At 70.5% G+C, this 25,925-nt stretch carries 25 protein-coding genes and 1 riboswitch; of the genes, 16 read left to right on the top strand and 9 right to left on the bottom strand.

Annotated features, from left to right (window positions below):
• Positions 1-72: 72 nt before the first annotated feature.
• Both ACO0M4_RS02215 and ACO0M4_RS02210 read left to right on the top strand, forming a co-directional pair.
• Positions 73-306 (top strand): hypothetical protein, encoded by a 234-nt coding sequence (locus tag ACO0M4_RS02215; RefSeq protein WP_430367804.1) that lies wholly within the window; start codon positions 73-75, stop codon positions 304-306.
• A 58-nt stretch (positions 307-364) separates the two neighbouring features.
• On the top strand, positions 365-1,288 hold the full coding sequence (locus ACO0M4_RS02210; RefSeq protein WP_430367803.1) for a 1-aminocyclopropane-1-carboxylate deaminase/D-cysteine desulfhydrase: 924 nt from the start codon (positions 365-367) through the stop codon (positions 1,286-1,288).
• A gap of 24 nt (positions 1,289-1,312) precedes the next feature.
• On the opposite strand, the gene ACO0M4_RS02205 is transcribed toward ACO0M4_RS02210, so the two are convergent.
• Complete coding sequence (locus tag ACO0M4_RS02205) at positions 1,313-2,905, bottom strand: Na+/H+ antiporter (protein ID WP_430371196.1); 1,593 nt, start codon at positions 2,903-2,905, stop codon at positions 1,313-1,315.
• 66 nt (positions 2,906-2,971) lie between these two features.
• Here ACO0M4_RS02205 and ACO0M4_RS02200 point away from each other — a divergent pair, with 66 nt between their 5' ends.
• The 4 genes from ACO0M4_RS02200 to ACO0M4_RS02185 all read left to right on the top strand — a co-directional run bounded on the left by ACO0M4_RS02200 (position 2,972) and on the right by ACO0M4_RS02185 (position 5,516).
• Complete coding sequence (locus ACO0M4_RS02200; RefSeq protein ID WP_390014589.1) at positions 2,972-3,232, top strand: UBP-type zinc finger domain-containing protein; 261 nt, start codon at positions 2,972-2,974, stop codon at positions 3,230-3,232.
• A gap of 65 nt (positions 3,233-3,297) precedes the next feature.
• Complete coding sequence (locus ACO0M4_RS02195) at positions 3,298-3,786, top strand: N-acetyltransferase family protein (protein ID WP_430367802.1); 489 nt, start codon at positions 3,298-3,300, stop codon at positions 3,784-3,786.
• A 307-nt stretch (positions 3,787-4,093) separates the two neighbouring features.
• Entirely contained in the window at positions 4,094-4,507 is a 414-nt protein-coding gene (locus ACO0M4_RS02190) for an anti-sigma factor (RefSeq protein WP_003985353.1), read from the top strand.
• A 43-nt stretch (positions 4,508-4,550) separates the two neighbouring features.
• Positions 4,551-5,516: an RNA polymerase sigma factor SigF gene (locus tag ACO0M4_RS02185; RefSeq protein ID WP_430371194.1), complete on the top strand. Its 966-nt coding sequence runs from the start codon at positions 4,551-4,553 to the stop codon at positions 5,514-5,516.
• Between the two features lie 133 nt (positions 5,517-5,649).
• Here ACO0M4_RS02185 and ACO0M4_RS02180 read toward each other — a convergent pair whose 3' ends face one another.
• Positions 5,650-6,111, bottom strand: a complete 462-nt coding sequence (locus ACO0M4_RS02180; protein WP_430367801.1) for a hypothetical protein — start codon at positions 6,109-6,111, stop codon at positions 5,650-5,652.
• Between the two features lie 95 nt (positions 6,112-6,206).
• Between ACO0M4_RS02180 and ACO0M4_RS02175 the strand changes: the two genes are divergently transcribed.
• Positions 6,207-7,190: a diacylglycerol/lipid kinase family protein gene (locus ACO0M4_RS02175; RefSeq protein WP_430367800.1), complete on the top strand. Its 984-nt coding sequence runs from the start codon at positions 6,207-6,209 to the stop codon at positions 7,188-7,190.
• A gap of 320 nt (positions 7,191-7,510) precedes the next feature.
• Entirely contained in the window at positions 7,511-7,768 is a 258-nt protein-coding gene (locus tag ACO0M4_RS02170; RefSeq protein WP_003983230.1) for a WhiB family transcriptional regulator, read from the top strand.
• 186 nt (positions 7,769-7,954) lie between these two features.
• Here ACO0M4_RS02170 and ACO0M4_RS02165 read toward each other — a convergent pair whose 3' ends face one another.
• Together ACO0M4_RS02165 and ACO0M4_RS02160 are read right to left on the bottom strand one after the other, a co-directional pair.
• A complete protein-coding gene (locus ACO0M4_RS02165) occupies positions 7,955-9,427 on the bottom strand; it encodes a sensor histidine kinase (protein WP_430367799.1) in 1,473 nt (490 codons plus the stop codon).
• A 409-nt stretch (positions 9,428-9,836) separates the two neighbouring features.
• Positions 9,837-10,460 carry a TetR/AcrR family transcriptional regulator gene (locus tag ACO0M4_RS02160; RefSeq protein WP_430367798.1) on the bottom strand — a complete coding sequence of 208 codons (624 nt, stop codon included), beginning with the start codon at positions 10,458-10,460 and terminating at the stop codon, positions 9,837-9,839.
• Between the two features lie 138 nt (positions 10,461-10,598).
• Here ACO0M4_RS02160 and ACO0M4_RS02155 point away from each other — a divergent pair, with 138 nt between their 5' ends.
• Together ACO0M4_RS02155 and nagB are read left to right on the top strand one after the other, a co-directional pair.
• A complete protein-coding gene (locus ACO0M4_RS02155) occupies positions 10,599-11,372 on the top strand; it encodes an SDR family oxidoreductase (RefSeq protein ID WP_430367797.1) in 774 nt (257 codons plus the stop codon).
• A 177-nt stretch (positions 11,373-11,549) separates the two neighbouring features.
• On the top strand, positions 11,550-12,332 hold the full coding sequence (gene nagB / locus ACO0M4_RS02150) for a glucosamine-6-phosphate deaminase (RefSeq protein ID WP_430367796.1): 783 nt from the start codon (positions 11,550-11,552) through the stop codon (positions 12,330-12,332).
• 344 nt (positions 12,333-12,676) lie between these two features.
• Here the strand turns inward: nagB and ACO0M4_RS02145 are convergent, their stop codons facing one another.
• The 4 genes from ACO0M4_RS02145 to ACO0M4_RS02130 all read right to left on the bottom strand — a co-directional run bounded on the left by ACO0M4_RS02145 (position 12,677) and on the right by ACO0M4_RS02130 (position 17,445).
• Complete coding sequence (locus ACO0M4_RS02145) at positions 12,677-14,203, bottom strand: glycoside hydrolase family 3 protein (protein ID WP_430367795.1); 1,527 nt, start codon at positions 14,201-14,203, stop codon at positions 12,677-12,679.
• 3 nt (positions 14,204-14,206) lie between these two features.
• Complete coding sequence (locus ACO0M4_RS02140; RefSeq protein ID WP_390014564.1) at positions 14,207-15,037, bottom strand: carbohydrate ABC transporter permease; 831 nt, start codon at positions 15,035-15,037, stop codon at positions 14,207-14,209.
• Positions 15,034-16,008, bottom strand: a complete 975-nt coding sequence (locus tag ACO0M4_RS02135) for a carbohydrate ABC transporter permease (protein ID WP_430367794.1) — start codon at positions 16,006-16,008, stop codon at positions 15,034-15,036. Before ACO0M4_RS02135 ends, ACO0M4_RS02140 begins: the two co-directional genes overlap by 4 nt.
• A gap of 168 nt (positions 16,009-16,176) precedes the next feature.
• A complete protein-coding gene (locus tag ACO0M4_RS02130; protein ID WP_430367793.1) occupies positions 16,177-17,445 on the bottom strand; it encodes an extracellular solute-binding protein in 1,269 nt (422 codons plus the stop codon).
• 241 nt (positions 17,446-17,686) lie between these two features.
• Here ACO0M4_RS02130 and ACO0M4_RS02125 point away from each other — a divergent pair, with 241 nt between their 5' ends.
• From ACO0M4_RS02125 to mctP, 3 genes are all read left to right on the top strand, one after another.
• Complete coding sequence (locus tag ACO0M4_RS02125; protein ID WP_390014948.1) at positions 17,687-18,448, top strand: GntR family transcriptional regulator; 762 nt, start codon at positions 17,687-17,689, stop codon at positions 18,446-18,448.
• Positions 18,449-18,714: 266 nt separating this feature from the next.
• Positions 18,715-18,972, top strand: coding sequence for a DUF3311 domain-containing protein (locus ACO0M4_RS02120; RefSeq protein ID WP_430367792.1), 258 nt, complete (start codon positions 18,715-18,717; stop codon positions 18,970-18,972).
• Positions 18,972-20,636: a monocarboxylate uptake permease MctP gene (mctP, locus tag ACO0M4_RS02115; protein WP_430367791.1), complete on the top strand. Its 1,665-nt coding sequence runs from the start codon at positions 18,972-18,974 to the stop codon at positions 20,634-20,636. The genes ACO0M4_RS02120 and mctP overlap by 1 nt, the downstream gene beginning before the upstream one ends.
• Before the next feature lie 82 nt (positions 20,637-20,718).
• On the opposite strand, the gene ACO0M4_RS02110 is transcribed toward mctP, so the two are convergent.
• Positions 20,719-21,306, bottom strand: a complete 588-nt coding sequence (locus ACO0M4_RS02110; RefSeq protein ID WP_430367790.1) for a Uma2 family endonuclease — start codon at positions 21,304-21,306, stop codon at positions 20,719-20,721.
• A gap of 134 nt (positions 21,307-21,440) precedes the next feature.
• On the opposite strand from ACO0M4_RS02110, the gene ACO0M4_RS02105 reads away from it, so the two are divergent.
• The 3 genes from ACO0M4_RS02105 (at position 21,441) to ACO0M4_RS02095 (ending at position 25,860) form a co-directional block, all read left to right on the top strand.
• Positions 21,441-21,944 carry a GNAT family N-acetyltransferase gene (locus ACO0M4_RS02105; RefSeq protein ID WP_430367789.1) on the top strand — a complete coding sequence of 168 codons (504 nt, stop codon included), beginning with the start codon at positions 21,441-21,443 and terminating at the stop codon, positions 21,942-21,944.
• Positions 21,945-22,086: 142 nt separating this feature from the next.
• Positions 22,087-22,240: riboswitch (cobalamin riboswitch) on the top strand.
• Between the two features lie 165 nt (positions 22,241-22,405).
• A complete protein-coding gene (locus ACO0M4_RS02100) occupies positions 22,406-24,811 on the top strand; it encodes a ribonucleoside-diphosphate reductase subunit alpha (RefSeq protein WP_430367788.1) in 2,406 nt (801 codons plus the stop codon).
• Positions 24,811-25,860 (top strand): ribonucleotide-diphosphate reductase subunit beta, encoded by a 1,050-nt coding sequence (locus tag ACO0M4_RS02095; protein WP_430367787.1) that lies wholly within the window; start codon positions 24,811-24,813, stop codon positions 25,858-25,860. The genes ACO0M4_RS02100 and ACO0M4_RS02095 overlap by 1 nt, the downstream gene beginning before the upstream one ends.
• Positions 25,861-25,925: the final 65 nt, after the last annotated feature.

Raw genomic sequence — 25,925 nt, 5'->3', positions numbered from 1 at the left:
CGTCCCCGCCGTTGATCCCTTACGCAACCGACACCGATCGGGTCCACCGACCCACCCGCCAGGGAGGCAGCAATGTCAGGGTTTCTCGACCGCGCCAAGGAGCAGGCCAAGCAGGGACTGGCCCAAGGCAAGCAGAAGGTCGACGAGTTGCAGCAACAGCGAGCCGGGAACGACCTTCTGAGGAAGCTCGGCGCCGCCTACTACGCCGAGCGTCGCGGCAGCGGCGCCCCCGAGGCCACCCAGAGCGCGCTCACCGCCCTCGAAGCCCACATCAGCGCCCACGGCGACGGCTTCCTCCACGACTGACGACCACCCCCTCACCGCACCCCCGTCCCTTCCCCTCCTCCCCCTCTCTCCGCTCCCCATGAACAGCCCCGGCCCCCAGGCGCTCCGCCCCCGCCTCCCCTCTCCCCTCCGGTCCGTCGACGACGAGCGGTTCGCCCGCCGCGGCGTCCGCCTCGTCCTGAAACGGGACGACCTCATCCACCCCGCCCTCCCGGGCAACAAGTGGCGCAAGCTGGCCCCCAATCTGCGGGCCGCGGCCGAAGCGGGCGACCGCGCGCTGCTCACCTTCGGCGGCGCATACTCCAACCACCTGCGGGCCACGGCCGCCGCCGGCCGGCTGCTCGGCTTCCGCACCATCGGCGTGGTCCGCGGCGACGAGTTGGCCGGCGCCCCGCTCAACTGGTCCCTGGCCCGTTGTGCCGCCGACGGGATGACGCTGCACTTCGTCGACCGGGCCACCTACCGCCGCACGTCCGACCCGGAGGTCCTCGCCGCCCTCCACGACCGGTTCGGCGCCTTCCGCGTCATACCGGAGGGCGGCAGCAACTCCCTCGCCGCGCAGGGCTGCGCGGAGCTGGGCCGGGAGCTGCGCGGGCGGGCCGACACGGTCGCGGTGGCCTGCGGCACCGGCGGCACCCTGGCCGGGCTCGCCGCGGGCCTGGGCCCCGGCCAGCGCGCGCTGGGCGTCCCGGTCCTCAAGGGCGGCAGCCCGCACTTCCTCAACGGTACGGTCGCGGGCCTCCAGCGCGCGGCCTTCGGCGGCGTCCGCGGCGACTGGTCGTTGGCGGAGGACTTCCACTTCGGTGGCTACGCCCGCCGCACCCCCGAACTGGACGCGTTCGCCGACGCCTTCGAGGAGCGGCACGGCCTGCCCGTCGAGCGGGTCTACGTCGCCAAGCTGCTGTTCGCCCTGACCGCCCTGGCCGAGCGGGGCGCCTTCCCGCCCGGCAGCACCGTCGCCGCCGTCATCACCGGCACCGAGGCCGGCACCGACGCCGGGTAGGCCCGCCCTACGGGCCGGGGGTCGCTAGGACGCGGCCTCCCGGTAGGCCGCCGCCTCCTCCAGGTCCAGTCGCCGCAGCAGCGTCCGCATCATCTCGTCGTCGATCCGGCGCGCGTCCCGCAGCTCCACGAAAACCCGCCGCTCGGCGTCGATCATCTCCCGGGCCAGCCGTCGGTAGGTGTCGTCGGCGGACTCCCCGGTCACCTCGTTCACCGCGCCCAGCCGCTCCCACACCGCGTTGCGGCGCCGCTCCAGGACCGTGCGCAGCCGGTCGGCGAGCGGCCCGGGCAGGGCGTTGTGCTCGTCCTGGAGGAGGGTGTCGAGCCGGGCCTCGGCGGCCCGGGACGCCTCGTTCTGGGCCTGTGCCTCGGCCAGCGTCTCGGCCTGGGCGTCCCGGCCGGGCAGCCGCAGCGCCCGGATCAGCGGCGGCAGCGTCAGCCCCTGGACGACCAGCGTGCCGATGACGGTGGTGAAGGTCAGAAAGAGCACGAGGTTGCGGGCCGGGAAGGGGCCGCCGCCGGGCAGTTCCGGGGGGATGGAGAAGGCGATGGCCAGCGAAACCACCCCGCGCATCCCGGCCCAGCCGACGATGACCGGCGCACTCCAGGTCGTGTCCGGTTCGCGGGTCCGGATCCGGGCCGACAGCAGCCGCGGCAGGTACGTCGCGGGGAAGACCCACAGGAAGCGCGCCAGCACCACGACGCCGAACACCACCGCCGCGTACCCGAGGGCCCCCGCCGTACTGAACTCGCCCAGGCCGCGCAGCACCACCGGCAGCTGGAGCCCGATCAGCGCGAAGACCGCGGACTCCAGCACGAAGGAGACCATCTTCCAGACCGCCTCCTCCTGGAGCCGGGTCTCGAAGTCGACCTGCCAGGAGCGGTGCCCCAGGTAGAGGCCGACGACCACGACGGCCAGCACCCCGGAGGCCCCGACCTGTTCGGCGGCGGCGTACGCGGTGAACGGGATGAGCAGCGAGAGGGTGTTCTCCAGGAGCGCCGATTCCCGCAGCCGGCAACGGAGCCAGTGCAACGGCACCATCAGCACGACGCCGATCCCGATGCCGCCCAGGGACGCCACGGCGAACTCCTTGAGGCCCTGGCCCCAGGTGGCGCTGACTCCCACGGCGGCGCCCAGCGCCACCTTGTACGCGGTGATCGCGGTGGCGTCGTTGACCAGCGATTCGCCTTGGAGGATCGTCGTGATCCGGTGCGGCAGGCCCAGACTGCGGGCGATCGCGGTGGCCGCGACGGCGTCCGGCGGGGCGACGACGGCGCCCAGCACGAGCGCGACGGTCAGCGGCAGGTCCGGGATGACCAGGTACGCCACGTACCCGACGGCCAGCGTCGCGAACAGCACGTAGCCGACCGAGAGCAGTGCCACCGGCCGCAGGTTGGCCCGCAGGTCCAGGTAGGAGCTGTCCAGGGCGGCGGTGTGCAGCAGCGGGGGCAGCAGCAGGGGCAGCACGATGTGCGGATTGAGAGTGTAGTCCGGAATGCCCGGGATGTAGGCGGCGCCGAGGCCCACGGCGACCAGCAGCAGCGGTGCCGGCACCGGAGTCCGCCGCGCCAACCCGGCGACCCCCGCACTCCCCGCGACCAGCAGCAACAGCGGCATCACATCCACGCCCGCACCGTCCCCACACTCCCCCGCCGGCCGTCCCGGCGATCTAACCTGGCCATCATGAGCGAGTGCACGCACGTTCCCGAACTCCCGCGCGCCGAACCGACGCCGTTGAGCGCGACCTGCCTGGAGTGCCTGGCCGTCGGCAGCCACCCGGTGCAGTTGCGACTCTGCCTGGCGTGCGGGCACGTCGGCTGCTGCGACTCCTCGCCGTACCAGCACGCCACCGGGCACTTCAAGGAGACCGGTCACCCGGTGATGCGGTCGTTCGAGCCGGGCGCCTCGTGGCGGTGGTGCTTCGTCGACGAGGTGCTGGTCTGAGGCGGTCGGCAGGGTGGCCGGACACCCCCGCGGGGCGCGCCGGGGCGCCGGTTTAGCCTTACGGCATGATCCGCGAAGCGACACCCGACGACGTCCCCGTCATCCTCACCATGATCGGCGAACTGGCCGCCTACGAACGCGTCCCGGAGGCCGCACAGGCCACCGAGCCGCAGCTGAAGGAGGCGCTGTTCGGTCCGCAGCCGGCCGCGTTCGCACTGATCGCGGAGGACGCCGGCGAGCCGGTCGGCTTCGCCCTGTGGTTCCGGAACTTCTCGACGTGGACGGGCACGCACGGTGTCTATCTGGAGGACCTGTACGTCCGCCCCGAGGCGCGCGGCGGCGGCCACGGCAAGGCGCTGCTGGCGGCCCTCGCGCAGATCTGCGTGGCCCGCGGCTACCAGCGTTTCGAGTGGTCGGTCCTGGACTGGAACGAACCGTCCATCGGTTTTTACCGGTCCATCGGCGCCCGCCCCATGGACGAATGGACGGTCTTCCGGCTCACTGGAGATGCGCTGCACGCGCTCGCGGACACCGCGCCTGCCAACGGAGCGTAATCGGGCTCGATTTGACGGTTCCCACCCCTACCACCGTCCGTACCCGAGGTTTTACACTCAGTAACAGACGCGCCGCCGCCGAGCCGGCCGGCACCGTCCGGACGGCTGCCCTGCTCCTTCCGGGCGACACCGGCCCGCCGATCGCGATAGCGTCACAGCCGAACCACGACCCACGCCGGATCGTTCTCCTTGCACCTCGCGAGAGAGCCACCCGGCACGGATCCCCCGAAGTACGCGAAGAACGCGAACCGCAAGAGCTTCATCACGCATTCCAGCTCTACCAGCTTGTGTCACCTTGGAGGTGAGGGTGTCCCAGATCGCAGGCGAGCCCGGGACTCAGGACTTCGTGGAAGTCCGTCTGCCCGCTGCGGGTGCCTACCTGTCCGTGCTGCGTACGGCCACGGCCGGTCTCGCAGCCCGCTTGGACTTCACCCTCGACGAGATCGAGGATCTGCGCATCGCGGTCGACGAAGCCTGCGCAATCCTGCTGCAACAGGCCGTCCCCGGCAGCGTGCTCAGCTGTGTCTTCCGGCTCATCGACGACGCACTGCAGGTGACGGTGTCGGCCCCGACGACCGACGGCCGCGCTCCCGAGCGCGACACCTTCGCCTGGACGGTGCTCTCCGCACTGGCCGGCAAGGTCGACTCCACCGTCGCCGAAGACCGCACGGTCACCATCAGTCTGTACAAGGAGCGCGGCGCCGGTCCCGGACCGTCATGACCGAACAGGGGGCCCCGTGAAAGATCTCGAACGCGGCGCGAGGATGGCGGCGGGCGCGGTCATCCCCGGGCAGCATGCGCAGCCGCACCCGGTGGGAGCGGACGACCACGGCGGCCGGTTGGGCGCGGCGGAGCAGGCAGAGCGGGCGGACCACATGGACCAGAGCGAGCAGCAGGGCCGGCAGGCGGACCGGCAGGATCCGCCGGCTGCCGGCGACCGGCCCCAGGACCGGCGTTCCCCGGCGCCGGGGGGTGCACACGACCGCGGCGGCGCCCGCGCGATGTTCTACGAGCTGCGCAAGCTCCCCGACGGCTCCCCGGAGCGCGCCGAACTGCGCAACACCCTCGTGCGGATGCACCTGCCGCTGGTCGAGCACCTGGCCCGGCGGTTCCGCAACCGCGGTGAGCCGCTCGACGACCTGACCCAGGTCGCCACGATCGGTCTGATCAAGTCGGTGGACCGGTTCGACCCGGACCGCGGGGTGGAGTTCTCCACGTACGCCACCCCCACCGTCGTCGGGGAGATCAAGCGGCACTTCCGTGACAAGGGCTGGGCGGTCCGGGTTCCGCGCCGCCTCCAGGAGCTGAGGCTGTCGCTGACCACCGCGACCGCCGAGCTCTCCCAGCGGCACGGCCGGGCGCCCACGGTCCATGAGCTGGCCGAGCACCTGGGGATCTCCGAGGAGGAGGTCCTGGAGGGTCTGGAGTCGGCGAACGCCTACAGCACCCTCTCGCTCGACGTCCCGGACACCGACGACGAGTCCCCGGCGGTCGCCGACACCCTCGGCGCCGAGGACGAGGCGCTGGAGGGTGTGGAGTACCGCGAGTCCCTCAAGCCGCTACTGGAGGACCTGCCGCCGCGCGAGAAGAAGATCCTGCTGCTGCGGTTCTTCGGCAACATGACCCAGTCGCAGATCGCCCAAGAGGTCGGCATCTCCCAGATGCACGTCTCACGCCTCCTGGCCCGCACCCTGGCCCAACTGCGCGACAAGCTCCTCGTGGAGGAGTAAAGCCCCCAAGCTCCTCGTATGAGGAGAAAGCCCCGGGGAATACCACCCCACCCCACCCAGTTGTGGCCCCGTAGGGGGCGCTCGTGTCCCCTACGGGATCCGTTCGCCCCACCCCTACGGGGCCACCGCGGTGCTAGGGGGTTTCCCGCGGGGCGATGCCCAGCGCCGTGGTCGCCGTCGGGTTGACCAACAGGACGAGTACGACCAGCGCGGCCACCGCCAGCGCGGCGCCGGCGGCGATCAGCGCGCCACCGCCCTTGACCAGTGTCCAGGCGACCGGCAGCGCCACGATCTGGGTGATCAGCGAGGGCCCCCGGCTCCACCGGCGACGCAGCCACAGCCCGCGCGCGGCGACCAGCGGCAGCACGGCCAGCGCCAGGATCGTCACCCCGCCCATCTCCGCCTGCTGCGGACTGTCCGGCGTTCCGACCAGGCCGTTGATCAGCATGTACGCGCCGAGGGCGGCCAGGGCCAGGCCCTCGATGGCGGTGAGCGCCGCGGCGGCGCTGAGCCGGGCGGGCCGGGGTCCTTTGGGCTCGGGCACCGCGGGGGCGCCGGCGGCTCGCTTCGAGGACTGCTTCTGCTGACTGGTCACCCCAGCAGGGTAGCGCCGGGCCGTCGCCGGGCCGGGCGGGCCCGGAGCATGGACGGGAGTGAGAGCGGTACCGGCAGGTAGGTACGCTGCTGCACATGCGCGCACTTCTCGTGGTCAATCCCGCAGCAACCACCACGAGTGTCCGTACCCGTGAGGTACTCACCCACGCACTGGCCAGCGACCTCAAGCTGGAGGTCGCCGAGACGCAGTACCGCGGGCACGCCCGCGACCTGGCCCGGGAGGCCGCCGAGGGCGGGGAGACCGACCTGGTGGTGGCGCTCGGCGGCGACGGCACGGTCAACGAGGTCGTCAACGGTCTCCTGACGACCGGCCCCGACCCGGACTCGCACCCCCGGCTCGCCGTGGTCCCCGGTGGCTCCACCAATGTCTTCGCCCGCGCTCTGGGGCTACCCAACGACGTTGTGGAGGCCACCGGCGCCCTGTTGGACGCGTTGCGTGACCGCAGTGAGCGCACGGTGGGGCTGGGTCTGGCCTCGGGCACGCCGGGCAGCCCCGACGAGGGCGTGCCGGCCCGCTGGTTCACGTTCTGTGCCGGCTTCGGCTTCGACGCGGGCGTGGTCGGCCGGGTCGAGCAGCAGCGCGAGCGCGGCAAGCGCTCCACCCACGCCCTGTACGTGCGCCAGGTCGTCCGGCAGTTCCTGGGCGAGGCCAACCGCCGCCGGGGCACCATCACGTTCGAACGGCCGGGCGAGGAGCCGGGCACCACGGAGGTCATCGAGAACCTCGCGATGTCCATAATCTGCAACACCGCCCCCTGGTCGTACCTGGGCAACCGCCCGATCTACCCCTCCCCCGAGGCGTCCTTCGACACGGCGCTGGACCTCTTCGCGCTGGACAAGTTCTCGGTGCCGGCGGTGACCCGCTACGGATCCCAGCTCCTCGCCTCCACACCGGATCGTGGCCCACGAGGCAAGCACGCCCTCTCACTCCACGACCTCACCGACTTCACCTTGCATTCGCAGGTTCCCCTGCCGTTTCAGATGGATGGTGACCACCTCGGACTGCGGACAAGTGTGACGTTCACAGGCGTACGCCGTGCACTGCGTGTGATTGTGTGAGCAGTAGGGCCTAAAGTCCTTTCACTCGAACGTTTAGGCTGGCCTCCACCCCCTGGAATGACGGCTGTGAGCTAGGCGACACCAAGGAATCAAAAAAAAGTTTCCGGAAGGGGTTGTATCCGTCGCCGAGGTTTGCGAGTCTCTTCATGGCGATCGGGACGGCCGCTTTACCGGCCCCCTTGAGAGCCCGAATCCTCCTCCTCATTCCACAGGACCGCACCAGTCCTTGACTGGCTTTCGGCCCTTCCCTTGTGGAGGGATTCGTGAAAGCGTTCACATTCACAAGCAACGTTCCCGTCATACGAGGAGATGGAGCAGCCATGGACTGGCGTCACCGCGCCGTTTGCCGCGAAGAAGACCCCGAGCTCTTCTTCCCCATCGGCAACACCGGTCCCGCGCTGCTGCAGATCGAGGAAGCCAAGGCCGTCTGCCGCCGCTGCCCCGTTATGGAGCAGTGCCTGCAGTGGGCGCTTGAGTCCGGCCAGGACTCCGGCGTCTGGGGTGGTCTGAGCGAGGACGAGCGCCGCGCGATGAAGCGCCGTGCAGCTCGCAACCGGGCGCGCAACGCCAGCGCCTGAGCCAACCGCCCCGTGGCCCCCGAGCCGCAGCGCGCAGTACCTTCGATGCCCGCCCGGAGCTGAGACCCGGTCGTTATCGCATCGCTATAGCTTTGAGCCCCGGACCGACAACGGTCCGGGGCTTGTTGCTGTCCGGGGCCGAAAGGGCGGTGCGCCTGCCGGCACCCCTCCCTCGGCCCCGCTTCCCTAGTGCGGCTTCTCGGCGCGCACCGGGATGTCGAGGAGCACCTGGGTGCCGCCCTCCGGTCGGCGGACCATGTCGAACGTTCCACCCAACTCCCCTTCCGCCAGGGTTCGCACGATCTGCAGCCCCAGGTTTCCGGTGCGGTGCGGATCGAATCCCTCGGGCAGTCCGCGGCCGTTGTCCTGGACGGTGACCAGGAGCCGGGGCTCGGTGCGGCTGCCGCCACGGACCGCGGCGACCTCGACGGTGCCGTGCTGCTCCTGGTCGAAGGCGTGTTCCAGGGCGTTCTGGAGCACCTCCGTCAGCACCATCGACAGCGGGGTGGCCACCTCGGCGTCGAGGATGCCGAAGCGTCCGGTGCGGCGGGCGGTCACCTTGCCCGGGGCGATCTCCGCGACCATGGCCAGCACCCGGTCGGCGATCTCGTCGAATTCCACCCGCTCGTCGAGGGTCTGGGACAGCGTCTCGTGCACGATCGCGATCGAACCGACCCTGCGTACGGCCTCGTTGAGCGCCTCGCGACCCTGCTCGGATTCCATCCGGCGGGACTGCAGCCGCAGCAGGGCGGCGACGGTCTGGAGATTGTTCTTCACCCGGTGGTGGATTTCCCGGATGGTGGCGTCTTTTGTGATCAGTTCCCGCTCGCGGCGTCGCAGTTCGGTCACATCGCGCAACAGGACCAGCGAACCGATATGCGTTCCCTTGGGCTTGAGGGGAATGGCCCGCAATTGGATCACTCCGTCGTTGCCCTCGACCTCGAATTCCCGCGGGGCCCAGCCGCTGGCCAGTTTGACCAGGGCCTCGTCCACCGGGCCGCGGGCCGGGGCCAGTTCGGCGGTGGCCTGGCCGAGGTGGTGGCCCACCAGGTCGGCGGCGAGGCCGAGGCGGTGGTAGGCGGAGAGCGCGTTGGGGCTGGCGTACTGGACGACGCCGTCGGCGTCGAGCCGGATCAGTCCGTCGCCGGCGCGCGGCGAGGCGTCCATGTCGACCTGCTGGCCGGGGAAGGGAAACGTTCCGGCAGCGATCATCTGGGCCAGGTCGGAGGCGCTCTGGAGGTAGGTCAGCTCCAGCCGGCTGGGGGTACGCACGGTGAGCAGGTTGGTGTTCCGGGCGATCACCCCGAGCACCCGACCCTCCCGGCGGACCGGGATCGACTCGACCCGCACCGGCACCTCCTCGCGCCACTCCGGGTCGCCCTCGCGCACGATGCGGCCCTCGTCCAGGGCGGAGTCCAGCATCGGGCGGCGGCCCCGGGGAACGAGGTGGCCGACCATGTCGTCCTGATAGGAGGTCGGTCCGGTGTTGGGCCGCATCTGGGCGACCGACACGTAGCGGGTGCCGTCGAGGGTGGGGACCCACAGGACGAGGTCGGCGAAGGAGAGGTCGGAGAGCAGTTGCCACTCCGAGACCAACAGGTGCAACCACTCCAGGTCGGAATCGCTCAGAGCGGTGTGCTGGCGTACGAGATCGTTCATCGAGGGCACACCTGGGAGCCTACCGGCGTACGGTATGTGTTGTGCCTGCACGCCCATGGACAGGGAAGAATGGTCTAGTCCAGAATGTGCGGTGCGGCACACCGGGGGAAACCCCGGACCGCTGGAACCTCCGCCCTCCCCGCACAGGAGGGCGGATCGAGGTCCACGGCGCTCTCTGCCCTGACTGCGCCCGGGCCTCCGATCGACCGGTCCCAGGACGGGACCGTGTCCCCGACCGCACAGGGGGCACGTCCCGCCCGTAGTACGGGGCCGGCCGATGTCAGCTCCGGGCTGCGGTGCCGGACAGGTTGAGGGTCCTGTCCCGGCGCCGCGGCCCGCGGGTGTTTTCGGGGGCGGTGCGAGGTCGACCAGGCCCGGGCCCGGCCGGTGGACCAGGGTCGGACCGGCTCTAAACCCGCTCCCCCTTGCGCGGCCAGGCGTTCATCGCGAGCCCCGCGACCGCCTCCAGCGTCGCCCGGTCCGTACCGTCCCGCGCGGACTGCGACATCCCGGCGATGAGCGCGCTCACGTACTCGGCCAGGGCATGGGCGTCCGTGTCGGCGGGGAGTTCGCCGGCGGCGACGTCCGCCCGGATCGCGCGCTCGATCTCCCGGACGTTCGACTGCCGCTTCTCCCGCAGGGACGCGGCGACCTCGACGGAGGCGGGGGCGGTGTTCAGTGCGGCACTGATGACCATGCAGCCCCGCGGGCGGTCCGGGGCGGTGTATTCGGCCGCGGCTTCGCGAAGGGCCCGTTCGACGCCGCGGCGGGCGGTCGACTCCTCCGCCAGTGCGCGGGAGATGAAGCCGCCGTACAACTGCCCGTAGACGGCGATCGCCTCGTCGAACAGGGCCCGCTTGTCGCCGAAGGCGGCGTAGAGGCTGGGGGCGCTGATGCCCATCTCGCGGGTGAGGTCGGAGATGGACGTGGATTCGTAGCCGTACTCCCAGAAGGAACGGATCGCCTTCTCCAGGGCCGTGTCGCGGTCGAACGACCGGGGCCGGCCTCGCTGCTTGGTCTCCTTGGCCACCATGGAGTGAATTCTATAGCGGTCGATAAGAAAGGCGTGCTACGGTTTTTGTGTAGCGAGCACTACAGAAAGGGCTCGCCGGAGGCCCGGCGTGCGTGCGGACGACACGCACGGGCGCACAGACGAAGGGGAGGGTTCACGATGGGTGCACTCAGCGGTAGGACGGCACTGGTGACGGGCGGCGGCCGGGGGATCGGCCGGGCGATCTCGGAGCGACTGGGACGGGACGGCGCCCGGGTCGGCGTGCACTACGCCAGCGATGAGACGGCGGCGAAGGAGACGGCCGCGGCGATCGAGGCGGCGGGCGGCGAGGCGTTCACCCTGCGCGCCGGACTCGGGGAGCAGGGCGACGCCGAGGCGCTGTGGACCGCGTTCGACGCACACGCCGACGGACTGGACATCCTGGTGAACAACGCCGGGATCAACAAGACGCTGGACGGCGCCCTGCGCCCCTTCGGCGAGATGACCCGCGGCGATATCGAGCGCCTCTTCGCGGTCAACGCCACCGCACCGTTCTTCGTGATCCAGGAGGGGTTGTCCCGGCTGCGGGACGGCGGACGGATCGTCAATATCTCCACGCGGCTGACGCACGGCGCGGCCAAGTCCGAGCTGATCGGCTATGCGATGTCCAAGGGGCCGATCGACGTCCTGACCCGCTCACTGGCGAAGGAGCTCGGCCCCCGCGGCATCACGGTCAATGCGGTGGCGCCCGGCGCGGTCGACACGGATATGAACGCCGCCTGGCTGCGTGGCGGGGAGAACGCCGGGGCGCGCGCCGCGACCGGGGCGCTCTCCCCGCTGGGGCGGGTGGCCGACCCCACCGACATCAGCGACATCGTGGGGTTCTTGGCCTCGAACGACAGCCGGTGGGTGACGGGGCAGTGGATAGATGCCACGGGCGGCGCCCTGCTCTGATGGCCGCGCCACCCTGCCGTTCCACCCCGCCTGCCGCCTCGGGCCGGTCACCGAGTCGAGGGATAGCGGTCGGGAAAATGTGCCCTTTCGTTCAGCGACGCCACGGAGTCACGGCCGGCCTCCTCTGCTAGATTGGTCTATACCACATAGCCCATTCTCCAGAACGGCAGGCCAAGCGTGGAAGTTGTCATCGTCCCGGATGCCGCGGCAGGCGGCGAGCTCATCGCGGAGGCCCTTGCCACCCTGGTGCGCCGCAAGCCCGAGGCGCTGCTCGGCGTGGCCACCGGCTCGACCCCGTTGCCCATCTACGAGGCACTGGCGGCGAAGGTCCGGGCCGGTGAGGTGGACGCCTCGCGGGCGCGGATCTGCCAGCTCGACGAGTATGTGGGCCTGCCCGCCGGGCACCCCGAGTCGTACCGCTCGGTGGTGCTGCGCGAGGTGGTGGAGCCGCTGGGGCTCGACGAGAGCGCGTTCATGGGGCCGGACGGCACGGCGGAGGACGTGCAGGCCGCCTGCGAGGCGTACGACGCGGCGCTGCGCGACGCCGGCGGGGTGGATCTCCAGCTGCTCGGGATCGGCACCGACGGGCACATCGGCTTCAACGAGCCCTGCTCGTCGCTGGCTTCCCGTACCCGCATCAAGACCCTGACCCAGCAGACCCGGGAGGACAACGCCCGCTTCTTCGCCAGCCTGGACGAGGTCCCGCACCACGTCATCACCCAGGGCATCGGCACCATCCTGGAGGCGCGCCACCTGGTGCTGCTCGCCACCGGCGAGGGCAAGGCGGACGCCGTGGCACAGGCCGTCGAGGGCCCGGTCGCCGCACTGGTGCCGGCCTCGGCGCTCCAACTGCACCCGCATGCGACGGTGGTCGTCGACGAGGCTGCGGCGTCCAAGCTCAAGCTGGCCGAGTACTTCCGGGCGACCTACGCCGCCAAGCCGGAGTGGCAGGGGCTGTAACGGAACCGACCGACGGCCCGAGGGCCCGTGCCGGTGCCGGCCCCTGACAGGACGGACACGGGCACGGGCCCTCGGTGCGTTGTGGGCGCGGGCCGTCGGTGCGGTGTGGGGCGGGCCGTCGGTGCGGTGTGGGGCGGGGCAACTCCCTATGCGGGTGTGCCCCATCAGGGGGTATGCCCGCCCGGGTGTCCGCTTGCCAGGGCTGGTGTCCGGTCAGGACGTACGCCCTGCCTGGGTGTCCGCTCGCCAGGACCTGTGCCTCGTCAGGGCGTATGCCCCGTCCGGGTGTCGCTCGTCAGGGCCTGTGTCCCATCAGGACCTGCGCCCGTCAGAGCCTGCGCCCGTCAGGGCCTGTGTCCCGTCAGGGCCTCGGCTGCTGCCTGGCTGCAGACGCGGGCGGCGCCGTGGGTGGCGAGGTGGGGGGTGCCCTGGGGCGGTGCCTGGGGGACGCCCATTTCGACGACGGCGGTGTGGGGGCGGACGGTCAACAGGGCGTGCAGGGCGTCGGCCATCCACGGGTGGCGGTGGAGGTCGCGGACGACGGCCACCACGGGGCGGTCGCCGGCGGCGGTGAGCAGGGTGTCGACGAGTGCGCGGGTCCCGGCCGCGGCGTCCTCGGCCGTGTAGGCGGCGGTTTCGGTTCCGGGGAGGAGCCGGGACAGTTCGGCGGCGACGCCCCAGGGGGTTTCGTCCCCGACGGCGATGTTGGCGAGGGGGGTGAAGGCGGCCACGTAGGCGGGGCCGGTCAGCGGCTCGTACGGGGTGGCTGAGGTCAGGCGGAGGGCACGGCGGGCGGCGGTCAGGCCGATCCCGGGGGCGGGCGCGGCCCCCTCCCCCGCGCCCGCGTCCCGGGTCCAGTGCGCCAGGGTGCGGACCCGTGCCGCGGCGTCGGCGAGCCGTTCCTCCGGCAGGTCGCCCTCCCGGACGGCGCGCACCAGGGCGTCGCGCAGCCTCAGCACCGTGTCCTCGTCGGCCAGTCCGCCGCCGACGCAGATCGCATCGGCTCCGGCCGCGAGCGCCAGTACGCTGCCGCGTTCGATGCCGTAGGCCGCGGCGATGGCCCGCATCTCGATGCCGTCGGTGACGACCAGCCCGTCGAAGCCGAGGCCGCCCTCGGTGGCGGGGGCCCGCAGCAGGCCGTGCAGGGCGGCCGGGCTGAGTGTGGCCGGGCGTTCGGCGTCCAGGGCGGGCAGCAGGATGTGGGCGCTCATCACGGCGCGGGTGCCGGCGGCCACCGCGGCGCGGAACGGCACCAGTTCGCGTTCCTGAAGCGTCGTCAGGTCGGCGGTGATGCGGGGGAGGTCGTGGTGGGAGTCGGTGGCGGTGTCGCCGTGGCCGGGGAAGTGCTTGGTGCAGGCGGCGACACCGGCGGACTGCAGTCCCTGGACGTAGGCGGCGGTGTGCCGGGCGACGAGCTCGGGGGCGGCGCCGAAGGAGCGGACCCCGATGACGGGGTTGGCGGGGTTGGAGTTGACGTCGGCGGAGGGGGCCCAGTTGAAGTTGATACCGCAGTCGGCCAGTCGGCGGCCGAGTTCGCGGGCGACGGCGTGGGTCAGTTCGGGGTCGTCGACGGCGCCGAGCGCGAGGTTGCCGGGGAAGGAGGAGCCGCCGCGCACTTCGAGGCGGGTGACGTCGCCGCCCTCCTCGTCGATGGCGACCAGCAGGTCCTCGCGGATGCCGCGCAACTGTCCGGTGAGTGCGGCGAGTTGTTCGGGGCCGTGCACGTTGCGGCCGAAGAGGGCGACGGTCACCAGGCCCTCGTCGAGGCGGTGCAGGAGCCAGTCGGGGGCGGTGGTGCCGGTGAAGCCGGGCTGGAGGACGGCGAGCGCGTCCCGGGTGAGGGTGTCGGCGGAGCGGATGACGGTGGCCATGGGCTATCCCTTCACTGCGCCGGAGGTGAGACCGCCGACCGCCTTGCGTTGCAGGAACAGGAAGAGGATCAGGATCGGGACGGCGAAGAGGGAGGCGGCGGCCATGGTGGCGCCCCAGTCGTCGCCGAACTGGGTCTGGAACTGCGAGAGCCACAGCGGCAGGGTGCCGGCGCCGGGCTCCTTGTTGAGCACCAGCACGAGCGGGAACTCGTTCCAGGCCGTGATGAATCCGAAGAGGGAGGTGGCCATCAGACCGGGGGCCAGCAGCGGCAGGACGACCTTGACGAACGCCTGGCGGCGCGAGCAGCCGTCGACCATCGCGGACTCCTCCAGTTCCTTGGGCACCGCGGCGACGTAGCCGCGCAGCGTTAGGAGGGTGAAGGGGAGCACCATCAGCATGTAGAAGAAGGTGAGCGGCAGCAGGCTGTTGAGCAGGTCGGCGTCCCGGACGATCATGTAGATCGAGATCACCATGACTTCCCAGGGCGCCATTTGGGCGACCATGAAGGTCAGCAGGATGCCCTTGCGGCCCTTGAACCGCATCCGGGCGATGGCGAACGAGCCGCACAGCCCGATCACCAGCGACAGCCCGACGGCAAGCACAGTCACCAAGACCGAGTTGCCGGCCAGCCGCCAGAAGTTCGGGGCGTCCACGGCCGTCGCGAAGTGGGCGAAGGTGCCATGGAACGGGAACCACACCGGGTCCTCGCTGAGGATGTCCTGGGTCGGCTTGAAGGCCGTGGCGAACATCCAGTAGACGGGGAAGACGAACAGCAGCGCGAGGACGGCGGCGGTCGCGTTGGGCCAGATCCGGCCGACGAGTGAGCGCTTCACAGCGCGTCCTCCTCTTGCTTGAGCGTCAGGCGCAGGTAGTACGCGGTGAGGGCGAGCAGCACGACGATGGTCAGGACGGAGATCGCGGCGCCCATGCCGAAGTGGAGGTTGCCGACGCCCTCGGTGAAGGCGTAGATCGGCAGCGTCTCGGTGAGCCGGTCGGGGCCGCCCTGGTTGATCGCGAAGATCTGCGGGAACGCCTTGAAGACCCAGATGACTTCGAGGAACGTCGTGGCCATGAAGAAGGGGCGCAGGAAGGGGAAGGTGACGGAGGTGAAGATCTTCCAGGTGCCGGCGCCGTCCATCCGGGCCGCTTCGTAGAGCTCCTTGGAGATGGTCGTGGTGGCCGCGTAGAGGTTGAGGGCCACGAAGGGCAGCGACTGCCAGACGATCAGGACGGTGATGACGAAGAAGGTGGACAGTTGCGTGCCGACCCAGTCGTAGTGGGCCATGGCGTGCCAACCGAGGTGGTCCAGCAGCCAGTTGACGACGCCGTAGCGGGAGTCGAAGAGCCACTGGAAGACGGTGGTGGCGGCGATCGACGGCATCGCCCAGGCCAGTACCAGCGCCATCGACAGCACCAGGCGCATTTTCGTGCCGAGCCGGGCCAGCAGTAGTCCGAGCAGGGTGCCCAGCACCATGATCAGGACGACGTTGACGGCGGTGAAGGTGATGGTGCGCGCGGTGACCCGCCAGAACTGCTCACTGCCCAGGACGTCCTGGTAGTTGCCCAGGCCCCGCCAGTCGGTGAGGTGCTGGATCAGCTCCTTCATGTTGAGGTTCTGGAAGGAGAGCACCAGGTTGCGGACGAGGGGCCAGCCCAGGAAGAGCGCGGTGGCGAGCAGGGCCGGGAGCAGCAGGAGGTAGGGGGCGGCCCGCCGGCCACCGGGGCCGCTCCGGGCGGGCGGTGCGCCGCCCTTGCCGGTCCGCGGCGCGGTCCTCCCCGCCGCTGCGTCGAGCTGCACTGCCATGAGCGTGTGGTCCCCTCGTTCCCGTGGATGCGCCGGGTGTTCCGGTGGAGGCGGCCGCCGGCCCCGCGGGGTGCCGGCCCGGCGCGGTGGCGGCGGCCGCGGTCGCTGCCCGGGGCGTACGGGCGGGGTCCCGAAGGGCCGCCCGGCCCGTACGCGTCCGGTGGCCGGCTATTCCTTGGCGAGTCGGGCGTTGATCTCGGACTCGATGTCCTTGGCGGCGTCGGTCGGGGCCTTACCGTTCAGGACCGCGGTCATGTAGTTCTTGATCGGGTTCGGCACGTTCTCGACCGCGGCCCACTGGGGGATCAGCGGGGTGGTGCCGCCGGACTTCTCGGCGGCCGGGGCGGCGGCCGCGGCGGCCGGGTTGTCCTTGGCGGCGCCGGCCAGGGCCGGGGACTTGGGGGTCCAGCCGGATTCCTTGACCATTTGGGCGTCGTTGTCCTTGGAGAGGGCGACCTTGAGGAATTCCTTGGCGAGTTCCTGGTTCTTACTCATTCCGGCGACCGCGAAGTTGGAGCCGCCGAGGAAGACGCCCTCGGGCTTGGCGGCGGTCTCCCCCGGAATGGTGAAGAATCCGATGTCGTCCTTGATCTTCGGGTTGGCCTTGATGGCGGTGGCGGCTTCATAGCCCATGGCAATGAGGGCGCCGGTCTTCCCCTTGGCGAAGATTTCGGCCTGCTGCGGGGTGGCCTCGTCCTTGTTCTTGGGGGCGGTACTGAACGCCTGGTACTGCTTGTAGATGTCCATCGCCTTGGCGACCTTGGGGTCAGCGAAATTGGAGACCCATTTGCCGCCTTCCTTCTTCACCAGTTGCGCACCGGTGCCGATGGTCAGGCCGTCGAGGAAGTACCAGTTCTGGCCGGGCAGGTAGAGCGGCTCGGCGTTGGTCTTCTGCTTGATGGTGTCGAAGTCGTGGAACAGCTCGGCGCGCGTGGTGGGGTTCTTGGTGATCCCGGCCTGGGCCCAGATCTTCTTGTTGTACATGACCACGCGGTTGCCGGCGAACCACGGCAGCGCGTACTGCTTCCCGTCCGCCATCGCGGCCTTGTTGAAGGCGTCGTTCCAGTCGGCGCCGATCTCCTTCTTCAGGTCGCCGAGGTCGACCAGGGCACCGGCCTTGGCGTAGGCGGCGGTCTGGGTGTTGCCGATCTCGACGACGTCCGGCGGAGTGTCCTCCGAAAGGGCGGTGCTCAGCTTCTGCTGAATGCCGTTCCACTGCTGGACCTTGAATTCGACCGTGGCGCCGGTCTTCTTCTTGAATTGGTCGGAGACCTGCTTGGTCCATTGCTCCGGATTGGACCCGGACATCACCCATACGGTCAGCTTCTGGCCCTTGAAGCCGTCGGCACCCGCATTGTTTCCGCCGCTCGACCCACAGGCAGCGACACTCACCAGCATTCCCGCGACCGCGGTCGCCGCTATGAGCCCACGCTTCATCGCGCTCTCCCCCTCAAGGACGGGTGTGGCTTTAATGGTTTAGACCAGTTCCCGCAGCTTGGCCTAGACCTTTAGGGGTGTCAAGGGTGTATAAGAGTCGCTGTCAGGTCCGTTACCGGACCGACATCTGGCGGGCCGGGACCCGCGTGGGCGCATGGGCACCCCGTCCGTGCCACGATGTGAGCCGCTACGTACGGAGGAGCCGGTGACGGCAGCACGACAGGCATCGGAGAGGCGGGTCATGGACACCGAGGCGGGCAGCGCCGAGACCGGCGGCAGTGGCGCGCGAACCGCCCGGGTGCCCAAGTACTACCGCCTCAAGCGGCATTTGCTGGAGATCACCGAGACCCTGCCGCCGGGCACCCCGGTACCGCCCGAGCGCACCCTCGCCGCCGAGTTCGACACCTCCCGCACCACGGTCCGTCAGGCCCTCCAGGAACTCGTCGTCGAGGGCCGCCTGGAGCGCATCCAAGGCAAGGGCACCTTCGTCGCCAAGCCCAAGGTCTCCCAGGCGCTGCAACTGACCTCCTACACGGAGGACATGCGGGCCCAGGGTCTGGAACCGACCTCCCAACTGCTGGACATCGGCTACGTCACCGCCGACGACCGGCTGGCCGGGCTGCTGGACATCACCCCCGGCGGCCGGGTGCTGCGCATCGAGCGGCTGCGGCTGGCCAGCGGCGAGCCGATGGCCATCGAGACCACCCACCTTTCGGCCAAGCGGTTCCCGGCGCTCCGCCGCAACCTCGTCAAGTACACCTCCCTGTACACCGCGCTGGCCGAGGTCTACGACGTCCGGCTGGCGGAGGCCGAGGAGACCATCGAGACCTCGCTGGCCACCCCGCGCGAGGCCGGTCTGCTGGGCACCGACGTCGGCCTGCCGATGCTGATGCTCTCCCGGCACTCGCTGGACGCCCAGGGGCAGCCGGTGGAGTGGGTGCGCTCGGTCTACCGCGGCGACCGCTACAAGTTCGTCGCCCGCCTCCAGCGCCCGACGGACTAGGGCCTGTCCGAGCCTGACCCACCGGGCGGGCCCTGGCAGCCCGCGCCCGTCACCCGGGTCCGCCCGGTCGGCCGGCCGGCCGGATTCCGGACGGACCGCCGCCGGCGCGCCACCCCACGAGGCCCGGCCCCGACCCCACCTCGGGTCAACTCCCCCTCGGTAACCGCCTCGTACCGATATGCGGACAGCTAGTGACGCGCGCCACGACCCTGGCTTAGATTTCCAGCCGATTACCTAGGAGTTCACCAGGGACGGGAGCCACGGTCATGGCCGAGAAAGCCGCACCACCGGACCGCAGACCGGTCGTCACACCCACCCGGGTGGTGGCCGGACTGTGTCTGGTCGCCCCGTTCATCGCGATGCTGTGGGTGAGTTCGTACGCCAGGATCGAGCCGACGCTGATCGGGATCCCGTTCTTCTACTGGTACCAGATGGCGTGGGTGCTGATCTCGACGGTGCTGACGATGGTGGCCTACAAGCTGGTCCAGCGTGAGCAGCGCGCCCACAAGGGCGGTGCGGCCTGATGACGAACCCGGTCACGACACTCGCCGCCGCCTCCCAGGGCGTCAACGGCGTGGCGCTCGCCGTCTTCATCTTCTTCTTCCTCGCCGTCACGGTCATGGGCTTCCTGGCCGCGCGCTGGCGCAAGGCCGAGCAGTCCGACAGCCTCGACGAATGGGGCCTGGGCGGGCGCAGCTTCGGCACCTGGGTGACGTGGTTCCTGCTCGGTGGCGACCTCTACACCGCGTACACCTTCGTGGCCGTCCCGGCGGCGATCTACACGGCGGGCGCGTCCGGCTTCTTCGCCGTCCCGTACACCATCCTTGTCTACCCGCTGATCTTCACCTTCCTGCCCCGGCTGTGGTCGGTGTCGCACCGGCACGGCTACGTCACCACCTCCGACTTCGTCCGCGGCCGCTTCGGTTCCAAGGGCCTGTCGTTGGCGGTGGCGCTCACCGGACTACTCGCCACGATGCCGTACATCGCGCTCCAACTGGTCGGCATCCAGGCCGTCCTGGACGTGCTGGGCGTCGGCGGCGGCGAGCACGCCAACTGGTTCGTCAAGGACCTGCCGCTGCTGATCGCGTTCGCCGTGCTGGCCGCGTACACCTACTCCTCGGGCCTGCGGGCGCCCGCGCTGATCGCGTTCGTCAAGGACGGGCTGATCTACCTCGTCATCGCGGTGGCGATCATCTACATCCCGATCAAGCTGGGCGGCTTCGGCGAGATCTTCCACACGGCCAAGCAGACGCTCGCCGTGCACGGGCCGACCGGCAAACCGCGCGGTGAACTGGCCAGCGGCCCCAACGCGCAGTGGGCGTACGCCACGCTCGCGCTCGGCTCGGCGCTGGCGCTGTTCATGTACCCGCACTCGATCACGGCGACGCTCTCCTCGCGCAGCCGCAACGTCATCCGCCGCAACACCACGATCCTGCCGCTCTACTCCCTGATGCTGGGCCTGCTCGCGCTGCTCGGCTTCATGGCGATCAAGGCTGGCACGGACACCCACGGCAATGCGCAGCTGGCGATCCCGCAGCTCTTCGAGGACATGTTCCCCAGCTGGTTCGCGGGGGTGGCGTTCGCCGCGATCGGCATCGGCGCGCTGGTGCCCGCGGCGATCATGTCGATCGCCGCCGCCAACCTCTTCACTCGGAACGTCTACAAGGACTTCCTGAAGCCCAGCGCCACGCCCGAGCAGGAGCACAAGGTCGCCAAGCTGGTCTCCCTCCTGGTCAAGGTCGGCGCACTGGCCTTCGTCCTCACCATGGACAAGACCGTCGCCATCAACTTCCAGCTGCTGGGCGGCATCTGGATCCTGCAGACCATGCCGGCGCTGGTCGGCGGCCTCTTCACCCGCTGGTTCCACCGCTGGGCGCTGCTGGCCGGCTGGGCGATCGGCATGGTCTACGGCACCCTCGCCGCGTACGGGGTGGCCAGCCCGACCCAGAAGCACTTCGGCGGCTCCAGCGCGGAGATCCCCGGCATCGGCCAGATCGGCTACATCGGTCTCACCGCCTTCGTCCTGAACGTCGTGGTGACGGTCGTCCTGACGTTCGTCCTGAGGGCCCTCAAGGCCCCTGAGGGCACCGACGAGACGGTCCCCTCGGACTACACCGCCGACGTCGGCGACGCGGGCGTCACCGCCGACCTGCCGCCCGCCACGGCGGAGGCGGCGGCGGGGCACTGAGCGTCGTCAACTACGGCGGAGGGCCGTCGCGTTCGTCAGGGACGCGGCGGCCCTTTCGTGCGCGACGCGGCAACCGGGCCGGTCAGTGGACCCAATCCTTCAGCGGCGCAGTGTCGAGCGCGATGCCCACCGGGTCCGGAAGGGGAAGGGACTTGCCGAACGGAACGGTGTGCACGTCCTCATAGCGCTGGCCGTCGGGCTCGCTGTAGAGCGACACCTGGCACGACTTCCGGTCGATCAACAGGTAGAGCGGAATGCCCGTTTCGGCGTAGGCCCTGGGCTTCTCAACCCTGTCACTTTGCTCGGTGTCGGAGTCGTACGACGTCACCTCGACGACCATCAGGACGGGGTCAGGGTCGACCCATTCGCCCTGGCCGACAAAGGCGTCCATGGGGGCGAGCGTGCCGTCCGGCCGGGCGCGGCCACTCCGGTACGACTGCACCTTGATACCTTGGGAAGGGTCGAGCCAAAGCTCGGGCCGGTGCTGCATGCAGATACGCGTGAGCCACTGAATGATCCGCCCGTGGTCCCCGTCCGGCATGGGCTTGCTCCTGACCTTCCCGTCGATGAGTTCCAACCGCGCGCCCTCTTCCAGGCGGGCGAGTATCCGGGCGGCCTCTTCGAAGTGCTCGGGAACAGTGATGTGCGGCGGGTCGGCGAGCGCGGTCATGGCGCCTTCTCCTTGCTGTCGGAGCGAGCAGGGAACGTAAGACCGACGGTAGTCGAGCCCACTGACAGTCACGCGTTGATCACCATTCGCCACCTCGGCCGTGCTGTCGGGCGGTCGTCGCCACACTGGCCCCCATGGACATCACGATCAGGCCCATACGCCAGGCGGAGTTCGACACGGTCGGCGAGTTGGTGGTGGAGGTGTATCTGAGCGACGGGCTGCTGTCCGGCGGGGTGGACGATCCGTACGCGGCGGTGCTGCGGGAGGTGGCGCACCGGGCGGAGCACGCCGAGGTGTTGGTGGCCTCGGACGGGGCGGACGGGGCGGTGCTGGGGGCGGTGACGTTCGCGACGCACGGGAGTCCGTACGCGGATCTGGCCGGGCCCGGCGAGGGCGAGTTCCGGATGTTGGCGGTGCGGCCCGCGGGGCGCGGACGGGGCATCGGTGAGGCGCTGGTGCGGGCCTGTCTGGCGCGGGCGCGGGCGCTGAGGCTGCGCCGGATGGTGCTGTCGAGCCATCAGCACCTGCTGCCGGCGCACCGGCTCTACGGGCGGCTGGGGTTCGCGCGGGCGGCGGAGCGGGACTGGGATCCGGTGCCCGGCATCACCCTGTGGGCGTTCGCCCGCGAGCTGGTCTGAGCCGCCTTCCGGGGGCGTTCCGAAGGCTTTGCGGCGGCGTTCAAAGGGAGCCCGGGCGGCCCGGCCCTTCGTATGCCTGGGGGAATGCTATGCGGCAACGACACAAGATGTGGGGGTGCGTGCGGGGAGCGACACAAGATGTATGCTCTTCCTCGCTGTCGCCGCAGGGGAATCCGGTGCGAATCCGGAACTGTCCCGCAACGGTGTGAGAGCGCAGTCCACCGGCCGTTTCCCAACGGTACGGACCCGGCGGTGCGCTCCCTAGTCCGAGGACCTGCCGACGGTACGTCCGCACCGCCATCGGTGCGGCGTCGATACGTCCGGGCCCCGAGGGATGGGCCGATGGACGCCGCGCGGCCGGCCCGCGCACCCCCGGTTCGCCGCGGGGTGCGGCCCTGCCCGCGCGGCTCCCGTCGCACCACTGTCCCTCCCGGCCCCCGCCGAGTGAGGGAGAGCATCAGGTGACCATCGCGCCAACGGAGCCCGCGTCAGACGCCGAGGTCGTGCAGCCCGTCGTGGCCGCGCCTGGCGCGTACGAAGACGGCCCGGGCGTCGCCCTGCTGCGGACGCTGACCGAGTTGACCGCGGACCTGACCGCGACCGATCCCGGCAAGGTGGCCGCCGCCGCGCTGCGCGGCCGGCACCCCGGGTCCGACGCGGCGGAACTGCGCTCGCTGGCGACCGAGGCCGCGGCCGGCCTGATCGCCGACGAGCCGCAGTACTCCAAGCTCGCCGCGCGCCTGCTGACCCGCGCCATCGCCGAGGAGGCCGCCGGCCAGGGCGCCACCTCCTTCTCGGCCTCGATCGCGGTCGGCCACCAGGAGGGGCTGATCGCGGACGCCACCGCGGAGTTCGTCCGCACCCACGCGGCGCGGCTAGACGCGCTGGTGCGCGAGGCGCTGGCGGCCGGCGCCGACGACCGGTTCGGGTACTTCGGGCTGCGCACCCTCCATTCGCGCTACCTGCTGCGGCACCCCACCACCCGCCAGGTGATCGAGACGCCCCAGCACTTCCTGCTGCGGGTGGCCTGCGGCCTCGCCGAGGACAACGGCGCGCGGGCGCTCGCGGACGTCGCCGAGCTGTACCGGCTGACCAGCACGCTCTCCTACCTGCCGTCCTCCCCCACGCTCTTCAACTCCGGCACCCGGCACCCGCAGATGTCCTCCTGCTACCTGCTGGACTCCCCGCTGGACGAGCTGGACTCGATCTACGACCGCTACCACCAGGTGGCCCGGCTCTCCAAGCACGCCGGCGGCATCGGCCTCTCGTACTCCCGGATCCGCGCCCGCGGTTCGCTGATCCGCGGCACCAACGGGCACTCCAACGGCATTGTGCCGTTCCTGCGCACCCTGGACGCCTCGGTGGCCGCGGTCAACCAGGGCGGCCGCCGCAAGGGCGCGGCCTGTGTCTACCTGGAGTCCTGGCACGCCGACATCGAGGAGTTCCTGGAGCTGCGGGACAACACCGGCGAGGAGGCCCGCCGGACCCACAACCTCAACATCGCGCACTGGATCCCGGACGAGTTCATGCGCCGGGTGGAGGCGGACGCGGACTGGTCGCTGTTCTCCCCGTCCGACGTGCCCGAGCTGGTCGACCTGTGGGGCGCGGAGTTCGACGCCGCCTACCGGGCGGCGGAGGCCGCGGGCAAGGCCCGTAAGCAGGTCCCGGCCCGGGTGCTGTACTCCCGGATGATGCGCACCCTGGCGCAGACCGGCAACGGCTGGATGACGTTCAAGGACGCCGCCAACCGCACCGCCAACCAGACCGCCGAGCCCGGCCGGGTCGTGCACTCCTCCAACCTGTGCACGGAGATCCTGGAGGTGACCGACGACGGGGAGACCGCCGTCTGCAACCTCGGGTCGGTCAACCTGGCCGCGCATCTGGGCGAGGACGGCGAGCTGGACTGGGAGCGGCTGGACGCCACCGTCCGCACCGCCGTGACCTTCCTCGACCGGGTCGTGGACATCAACTTCTACCCGACCGAGCAGGCCGGCGCCTCCAACTCCCGCTGGCGGCCGGTCGGTCTGGGCCTGATGGGCCTCCAGGACGTGTTCTTCCGGCTGCGGCTGCCGTTCGACTCGGCCGAGGCGCGGGAGCTCTCGACCCGTATTTCCGAGCGGATCATGCTCGCCGCCTACGAGGCATCCGCCGACCTCGCCGAACGGCACGGCCCGCACCCGGCCTGGTCCGCGACCCGTACGGCCCGCGGCGTGCTGCACCCGGACCACTACCCGAACGCCGAACCGCGCTGGGCGGACCGCTGGGCGGCGCTGCGCACCCGGATCGCCACGTCCGGGATGCGCAACTCGCTCCTGCTGGCCATCGCGCCGACCGCCACCATCGCCTCCATCGCCGGCGTCTACGAGTGCATCGAGCCGCAGGTCTCCAACCTCTTCAAGCGCGAGACGCTGTCCGGAGAGTTCCTCCAGGTCAACACGTATCTGATCGAGGAGCTCAAGGAGTTGGGCCTGTGGGACGCGCGGACCAGGGACGCGCTCCGGGAGGCCAACGGCTCCGTTGCGGAGCTGGCCTGGATCCCCGCGGACGTCCGGCACCGCTACCGCACCGCCTGGGAGATCCCCCAGCGGGCCCTGATCGACATGGCCGCGGACCGCACGCCGTACCTGGACCAGAGCCAGTCGCTCAACCTCTTCATGGCGTCGCCGACCATCGGGAAGCTCAGCTCGATGTACGCGTACGCCTGGAAGCGCGGCATCAAGACCACGTACTACCTGCGCTCCCGGCCGGCGACCCGGATCGCCCAGTCGGCCCGCGCCGCATCCGCCCCCGCCCAGCTGCCGGTGGCCGACCCCGACGCGGTCGCCTGCTCCCTGGAGAACCCCGAGTCCTGCGAGGCCTGCCAGTAATGACCACCGCGCCCGAGAACACTGCCGCCGGCGACCGCCCCGGCCGTACCAAGAACCTCCTCGACCCCGGCTTCGAGCTGACCCTGCGCCCCATGCGCTACCCGGACTTCTACGACCGGTACCGGGACGCGATCAAGAACACCTGGACGGTGGAGGAGGTCGACCTGCACTCCGACGTCGCCGACCTCGCCAAGCTCTCCCCCGGTGAGCAGCACCTCATCGGCCGTCTGGTGGCCTTCTTCGCCACCGGCGACTCGATCGTCTCCAACAACCTGGTGCTGACCCTCTACAAGCACATCAACTCCCCCGAGGCGCGGCTCTACTTGAGCCGTCAGCTCTTCGAGGAGGCGGTGCACGTCCAGTTCTACCTGACGCTGCTGGACACCTACCTGCCCGATCCGGACGACCGTGCCGCCGCCTTCGACGCGGTGGAGAGCATCCCGTCCATCCGGGAGAAGGCCCAGTTCTGCTTCCGGTGGATGGACCACGTCGAGGAGATCGACCAGCTCACGACCAAGGCCGACCGCCGCCGCTTCCTGCTCAACCTCATCTGCTTCGCGGCCTGCATCGAGGGCCTGTTCTTCTACGGCGCGTTCGCGTACGTCTACTGGTTCCGGTCGCGTGGCCTGCTGCACGGTCTGGCCACCGGCACCAACTGGGTCTTCCGGGACGAGTCGATGCACATGGAGTTCGCCTTCTCTGTGGTGGACACCGTCCGCCAGGAGGAGCCCGAGCTCTTCGACGACGCACTCCAGCAGCAGGTCGTCGACATGCTCAAGGAGGCCGTGGAGGCCGAGCTGCAGTTCGCCCACGACCTGTGCGGTGACGGCCTGCCCGGGATGAACACCGCGTCGATGCGCGAGTACCTCCAGTGCGTCGCCGACCAGCGGCTGCGCCGGCTGGGCTTCCCGGCCGTCTTCGGCTCGGAGAACCCGTTCTCCTTCATGGAGCTGCAGAACGTCCAGGAGCTGACCAACTTCTTCGAGCGGCGCGCCTCGGCCTACCAGGTCGCCGTCGAGGGCTCGGTCTCGTTCGACGACGACTTCTGATCCCGGTCGTCCGACCCGCCGTCCCACCTGCCGTCCGGCTGCCTGCCGATTGTGAGCGTTCGATT

This window comes from Streptomyces sp. RGM 3693 (assembly GCF_050471125.1).
In the GTDB taxonomy this organism is placed as follows: domain Bacteria; phylum Actinomycetota; class Actinomycetes; order Streptomycetales; family Streptomycetaceae; genus Streptomyces.
This window is presented reverse-complemented; position numbering and strand designations above follow the sequence as displayed.